Below are 5,858 nucleotides of genomic sequence, written 5' to 3'. Positions count from 1 at the left end.
CGGGTCATCCCCGCGTGGGCGGGGAACAGTCTTGTTGCAGGGCATTGATCTACCGAAAAATTCACGATGTCAAAGAGCGTACCGATCACCAGGGCGTTTTTCTGGCCGTCACCGGGGTTTCTCGGGGAGGAAGCTGACCAGCTTCAGGCCGTCGAACTCCACCGGCATCCGCCGGTTCGTGCCGGCGGTCAGGAAATCGTAGCCCTGGTCGGTGGGGGCTTTCCAGACCATGACCGCATCGCCGGTATCCAGCCCGGCCAGGACCTGGTCCCAGATCATCTGGCGGGTGCGGGCGGAATAGTTGCCGACATAGACGCCTGCGCGGATTTCGACCAGCCAGGCGGCAAGCCGACCGCGCAGCCGCGGCGGGGCATTCGAGACGACCACGACCAGCATGGATCACCTGTGCCCCGGATCGCCCGAGGGCGCGGCACCGGGAAAGGCGGGAGGAAGTGCCTCGGGCGGCGGCTCGGGGCGGGGCAGGTCGCCGGCGGACAGAACCTCTTCGATGGCGGGGATGATGCGGCCCAGAAGCCCGGTGCGCCGGAAGGCATCGCGGCAGGCGAGACGCACCGCGCGCTCGGGCACCATGTCGAGCTTGCCCCGCGCGGCCTGGCCCGCGATCCGGAACGCCTCGGGGACGACGGTCTCGAGCTTGAAGATGTCGGCGATGTCGTAGACGAAGGAGAGCGGCTTGCCGCTATGAAGGAAGCCGATGGCCGGGGCATAGCCTGCGGCCAGGACGGCGGCCTCGGTCAGGCCATGCAGGCAGGCGGTGGCGGCCGAGAGGCAACGATTGGGAATGTCGCCGGCCTGCCAGTCCGAGGGATCATAGGCGCGGCGTTTCCAGTCCACGCCATGTTGCCGGGCCAGCAGCGCATAGGATTCGCGGACCCGCACGCCCTCGATCCCGCGAAGCTGGTCGATGGACCGGCGCGAGGGTGCGGCCTCGCCGAAGCGCATGGCATACATCTTGCGCACGACCCTGAGACGCGCGGCAGCGTCGAGCGCAATCGACGCCTGCCAGAGCAGATGATCCGAGCGCGCCCCGCCCGGCTGGCCGGCCGAGTAGAGCCGCACGCCGCCTTCGCCGACCCAGGTGATCAGCGTGCCGACCCGCGCCGCCAGCGCGACGGCCGCATGCGATATGCGCGCACCGGGTTCCAGCATGATCCCGGCCAGACCGCCGACGGGGATCTGGGTGCGCGTTCCATCGGCATTGAGCGCGACGAAGGCGCCGTCGGCCACGTCGAGCCGGGCATGTTCGACAAAGACCAGCGAGGCGCGGTCCTTCAGCGGAATCGGCCGCGGCGGCGGCAGGCCGGGGAGGCCGCTCCCGCTCATACGGCCCGGCGGATCAGCATCAGGCCGCAGCCGAACGCCTTGGCGCGGCCGAAGCCATGGGCCAGCCGCGCCAGGAAGGCCTCGGGGTCGGTCACCTCGATACGGCCCTCGAGGTCGAGGATGCCGAATTGCGGCTGGCCCCTGCGCGGGCCGCGGTGATCGGGAAGCGCCACGGTGGAATAGTCGCCCGCCTCTGCCGAGACGATACGGAAGCCCGCCGCCTCGCCCTGGCGGGCGAGCCATGCCGCGCCTTCGCGCCCGGCGGCTGCCATCCGTTCGGAGGCGCGCGTGCCCCTGGGCAGGCCGTGCAGGGCGTCCATCACGACATCGACGCGGCGGCCGCCTTCGCGTTTCATGCGCGTGGCATTGGCGCGCAGCACGAAGTCGAGCCTCTGGCCGGGCGCCAGCACCGGCGCGAAGTCCTTGACCTCGTGCGGTTCGAACAGGTCCATCGGCTGGGGCGGCCGTTCCGACAAGGTCAGGAACGTCCCGTCCCGATCTTCACGCCACAGGAAATCGCGGCGGCGGTCCGGGCCATCTGCGAAGGCCGCCCAGAGGAGCCTGTGATGGGCCGACCGGCGCGGCCCGGCGTCGGACGGGTTCAGGAGCCCCGCGAGCGCCTGCGCCGAGGGGCTGCGCGACAGGCGGATCCGGCTGAGAAAGAGGTTCATGGCGCGCCTACCATGGTGATCGTGACGTCACGGACCGCGACGCGACGGGGCGCGAAATGCCAGAGCGCGCGATCGCGCGGAACGTCATGGACCTGTTCTTGAACCGGGTCGTCCCCTGTCGCATCGCAGATCAGGATGCGGGCCGTGGCCGTCCCTGCAGAGCGCCAGGGCGGCAGGGTCAGATGCGCCAGCGCGGCCTCGGGGCTTTGGGCCGTGACCAGTTTCGCCCCGGGCGGGGCTGCAAGCGGGCAGGACTTGCGGCCAAGATAGAGCGTGTAATACGGGCGGTTCAGGGCGGCCGCGAGCGCCTCCAACCCCTCGCCCCAGGCCGCAACCCCATAAAACACCCCCGCCCGGTAATCGCGCAGGGTGATCGTGGTGTTGGTCCGTCCGCGCGCTGCGGCAAGCGCCTCGGGGCGCGAATTGGGCCGTTTCGCGGCCGCCGACGGCACGGTCTGGACCGTATGGTAGTCGCGCAAGGGGGCGCCCGTGTCGAAGACCGCCACCGCCAGATCCAGCGCATCCAGAGCGGAGAAATCGCCGCGCCGGTCGATCCCCATGGCGGCGCCAAACAGCCCGAGGATCGACGAGCGCCCCGGCCAGGACAGCGAACCGCGCCGCTCATGCCCGGCCAGTTCGCCCATCGCACCAAGCGTGGCGGTCAGGCTGAACACCAGATAAGGTTGCATCACGCCCCCCGAACCGCATCGCCCGCAAAGCGCACGATCTCGTCCAGCGTCCCGCGGACACCGACATGCAGCACGCACTCGGCCTGCCATGCCCGGCCATAGGCGGCGTCGATATCCGTGCGGGTCCGGGTCAGCGCCGCCACGGAATTGTCAAGGAAGGGCGGTTTCCTGACCGGCTCGAAAAAGGCGCCCGACAGGTCGCGCGGGGCCTGCGGCCCGGTCTCGGCCAGCATGAAATGGGCGCGCGGATGGTGGGCAAAGCTGTTCTGCTTGCCGCGCGGGGCGGTCTGGGCGATGGCGCGTGCCAGCGCCTCGGTCCCCCTTGCTGCCAGGTCCCGGTCGCCCGCAAGGTTCGCGATCAGCAGGTCGCAATTCACGCAGACATACTGGTAATAGACCCCCGACCCGAAGGCGGTTTCGCCCAGATGGCCCGCGCCGGTCTCCTCGGCCTTGTTCAGGTCGTCCACCGCCGAATACCAGTCCTCCTCGGCCTGTGCGGGATGGGTGGTGATGGCATGGGCGACCTGCACCGCCGCGTCGCGGTTGAAATCGGCATCATCGGCCAGCATCCGGCCGAACATGGCAATATCCACGGCGCCATCGGCCCGGCGCAGGACCAGCTTTTTCAGATCCTTTCCCATGGGCAGGTCGTCGCCTGCGACGATCTTGCACGCCAGTTCCTCGGCCAACTGCCATTCCTCGGGCGAGATGAAGGCCAGCGTGGTCGCCAGCCGGAGTTCCTCGCCCTTCCTGGGGGCATCCAGCTTGCCGAAGATCGCGGCGACCTGCGCGGCGGCGTCCCGGGCTACCGCCTCTTCAGTGCCCTGCGCGATCAGATGCGCGGCCAGTTTTTCGCAAAGCCGCTTGGTGCGCGTGCCCATGGCGTCCTTGAGGTCCAGCGCGAAAAAGGTGCTTTCGCGCAGGGCGCGCTTGACCGATTGCGAGGACATCCGCAGCCGCGGGCTGCCGCCGACCATCGCCTGTTTTGGGCGGCCTTGGTCGTCGCGGTTCGGGTTCGAGGGGCCATAGCTGGTCAGCAGATGGAATTGCAGAAAGGTACTCATTCGATAGTCTCCTTCAATTCGTCCCCGGGCGCCTCGGCCCCGAAATAGTGAAAGCACCAGTGCGGCCGGGCGGTCTCCCAGTGCAACAGGTCATTGGCCAGCACGCCGACGTTGCAGCGCCGGTCGGCCATGACGATGGCGCGGCGCAGAAGCGCGGTCAGTTCCTCGCCCTCGGCCCGCATCAGGCGCTGGAACCGCAGCCTGGACAGCACCGGGTCCGCCCCGCCCAGACGCCGGGCGAGCGTTGCGCCATCATGCTCGCGCAGCTCGGCCAGCAGACCGGCGAGCCGGACGATTTCGCCCGCCCGACCGGGACCTATCCCCAACGCCCGCGCCAGATCCTGTACGGCCGGTTCACAGAGCACCGCCATCGGCGCCGCCCGCCTGAGCCGGGCCGCCAGCGCCCGGGCCGCGGCGCTGTCGCGCGCGCCGATATGCGTGCTCCACCAGCGAAGGGCGATGGCCCTCGGCGTCTTGCCGTTATCGCTCATGCCGTTTTCTCCTCTTCGCTGCGGGAGGCTCCATCCCGAGATGGGTGAAGATGTCCCGCCCGCGCTTGTCAAAGCCCGCGAACGCGCCTGCCAGTTTTTTCCGCGCTTCGACGAACTGCTCGATCCGCTCGGTTTCGCGCTGATCCAGCCCCGGCTCGGTCAGCGCATCGAACTGCCGCAGGGCCTGTCCGCGCAGGTCGGCAAGCCACGCGTCCCGCGGGTCACCCCCGGATTTCAGCGCCTGGACATGGCGAAGAAAACGATCCTCGGTCAGGGCAAAGAACGCCTCCCGCTCGGCCTCGCGCGCCTCGCCTTTGGCCAGAACGGGCTCTAGCGCCTCGCACAGCGCGACCCCGGCCGCCTCGGCCGCAAGGATCATGCCCGCCAGCCAGTCCCTGGCCTCGTCGGACAGGGTCAGAAGGGGTTGAACCGATAGCGTGAAATCGCGTGGCTTCATGTTGTCCATGGCCCAGCCCGCGACGATGACGGTGGCCTCGCCGCCGCGCTCTGCCCAGTCGCGCAGCGACAGCGAGCGTTCCGATGTTTCGCTGCCCACCTCCTGCGCCACGATGCCCAGCCAGTTGCGATAGCCGAAATGCCCCGCGCGCGGATGCTTGGGAAGCCATTCCTGGCCGGGTTTCATGCGGTAATAGGGGCTGAGCGGATGTTTCCAGAGGGCGTAATTGGTCCCCCATGGTTTCTGGATGACCCCGGTAACCCCTTCGTCATCGCCGATCAGGCGCAGCCGACGCGGCATGCCGAAGAACGCCTCGGCCCCGAAGACCCGACCCTCGGGCGGCAATGTCTGCTGCCCCGCGTCGGAGAGTCTCGTCGGCCGCATCCAGGGCAGGTCATCCGGTTTTCCGGGCGCGCCGCACGGCGTATTGGCCCAGATCAGCGGCCACAGGCCCCCACCCGGATCGACCAGCGTCACCAAAGGTCCGCCGCCGCGCATCGAGGTGCGGTTTCCCGCCCCTCCCGCCGGGGCGTGGGCCTGAAAAGCGTAGAGCGTCATGGCTGCAAGCGGCAGATCAATCCGCGGGTAGCGGCCACGGTGAACGATCAGGTCGGCATTGTTCTTCTCGGCGTTCGCGCCTGCGCTGTCGATGAAAAGCATGTCGACCGGGTTCGCCGGACCGGCCAGATTTTCCAGATCCTGAAGGAACCGCGGCCCCGCACCCAACAGATTGAAGGCCGGTGCAAGGGGGGCGAGTCGGTCCCGCAGGCGCTGCGGATCGGGGGAAACCCGACGCTGCCATTCGCCATTGTTCGCGGGTGGGTCGGCAAGAAACACCAGACCGATCAGAAATTCGTAACAGGCGACGTTCAGGTCGGGGCGCGGCCAGTCGGGGCGCAGGATGCCCGGTTCGGCCATCTGCCAGGGCGCAATCACCCGCCGCGCGCCATTGGCACAAAGAACCGGAATCCAAGGGTTTTCGATCAAATTGAGGGGCATGCCAAAGACTCTGCTCGTAATTGTCACATCCCGGAAGGTAGTAAGGTTGTTTCCTGAACAACTCCGGCTTGAGTTTGTGCCAATCCTGCATCGCCTGCAAGGGCGGTTTGCTGCCGAGGGCTGATTGCGGGAGCTGCTGGTTG

General features: G+C 68.4%; 7 protein-coding genes and 1 pseudogene. All 8 read right to left on the bottom strand.

The window, feature by feature from the left end; all coding sequences use genetic code 11:
* Positions 1-108: 108 nt before the first annotated feature.
* A complete protein-coding gene (gene cas2e / locus ENN83_RS00190; protein ID WP_287182655.1) occupies positions 109-396 on the bottom strand; it encodes a type I-E CRISPR-associated endoribonuclease Cas2e in 288 nt (95 codons plus the stop codon).
* A 3-nt stretch (positions 397-399) separates the two neighbouring features.
* Positions 400-1,344, bottom strand: coding sequence for a type I-E CRISPR-associated endonuclease Cas1e (cas1e, locus tag ENN83_RS00185; protein ID WP_287182652.1), 945 nt, complete (start codon positions 1,342-1,344; stop codon positions 400-402).
* Entirely contained in the window at positions 1,341-2,015 is a 675-nt protein-coding gene (cas6e, locus tag ENN83_RS00180; protein ID WP_287182649.1) for a type I-E CRISPR-associated protein Cas6/Cse3/CasE, read from the bottom strand. Before cas6e ends, cas1e begins: the two co-directional genes overlap by 4 nt.
* Positions 2,012-2,704: a type I-E CRISPR-associated protein Cas5/CasD gene (gene cas5e, locus ENN83_RS00175; RefSeq protein WP_287182645.1), complete on the bottom strand. Its 693-nt coding sequence runs from the start codon at positions 2,702-2,704 to the stop codon at positions 2,012-2,014. The genes cas6e and cas5e overlap by 4 nt, the downstream gene beginning before the upstream one ends.
* Positions 2,704-3,768, bottom strand: coding sequence for a type I-E CRISPR-associated protein Cas7/Cse4/CasC (cas7e, locus tag ENN83_RS00170; RefSeq protein ID WP_287182642.1), 1,065 nt, complete (start codon positions 3,766-3,768; stop codon positions 2,704-2,706). Before cas7e ends, cas5e begins: the two co-directional genes overlap by 1 nt.
* Positions 3,765-4,259, bottom strand: a complete 495-nt coding sequence (gene casB / locus ENN83_RS00165; RefSeq protein WP_287182638.1) for a type I-E CRISPR-associated protein Cse2/CasB — start codon at positions 4,257-4,259, stop codon at positions 3,765-3,767. The genes cas7e and casB overlap by 4 nt, the downstream gene beginning before the upstream one ends.
* Positions 4,249-5,715: a type I-E CRISPR-associated protein Cse1/CasA gene (casA, locus tag ENN83_RS00160; RefSeq protein WP_287182635.1), complete on the bottom strand. Its 1,467-nt coding sequence runs from the start codon at positions 5,713-5,715 to the stop codon at positions 4,249-4,251. Before casA ends, casB begins: the two co-directional genes overlap by 11 nt.
* A gap of 22 nt (positions 5,716-5,737) precedes the next feature.
* Positions 5,738-5,858: pseudogene (locus ENN83_RS00155) on the bottom strand (IS481 family transposase); the annotation flags it as partial.

It is taken from the genome of Rhodovulum sp., assembly GCF_011048875.1.
In the GTDB taxonomy this organism is placed as follows: Bacteria; Pseudomonadota; Alphaproteobacteria; order Rhodobacterales; family Rhodobacteraceae; genus Rhodovulum; species Rhodovulum tesquicola.
This window is presented reverse-complemented; position numbering and strand designations above follow the sequence as displayed.

What these genes read in the sequence shown, in the direction of transcription:
- cas2e (WP_287182655.1), bottom strand. Translation starts at nt 396, where the DNA reads ATGCTGGTCGTGGTCGTCTCGAATGCCCCGCCGCGGCTGCGCGGTCGG.
- cas1e (WP_287182652.1), bottom strand. Translation starts at nt 1,344, where the DNA reads ATGAGCGGGAGCGGCCTCCCCGGCCTGCCGCCGCCGCGGCCGATTCCG.
- cas6e (WP_287182649.1), bottom strand. Translation starts at nt 2,015, where the DNA reads ATGAACCTCTTTCTCAGCCGGATCCGCCTGTCGCGCAGCCCCTCGGCG.
- cas5e (WP_287182645.1), bottom strand. Translation starts at nt 2,704, where the DNA reads ATGCAACCTTATCTGGTGTTCAGCCTGACCGCCACGCTTGGTGCGATG.
- cas7e (WP_287182642.1), bottom strand. Translation starts at nt 3,768, where the DNA reads ATGAGTACCTTTCTGCAATTCCATCTGCTGACCAGCTATGGCCCCTCG.
- casB (WP_287182638.1), bottom strand. Translation starts at nt 4,259, where the DNA reads ATGAGCGATAACGGCAAGACGCCGAGGGCCATCGCCCTTCGCTGGTGG.
- casA (WP_287182635.1), bottom strand. Translation starts at nt 5,715, where the DNA reads ATGCCCCTCAATTTGATCGAAAACCCTTGGATTCCGGTTCTTTGTGCC.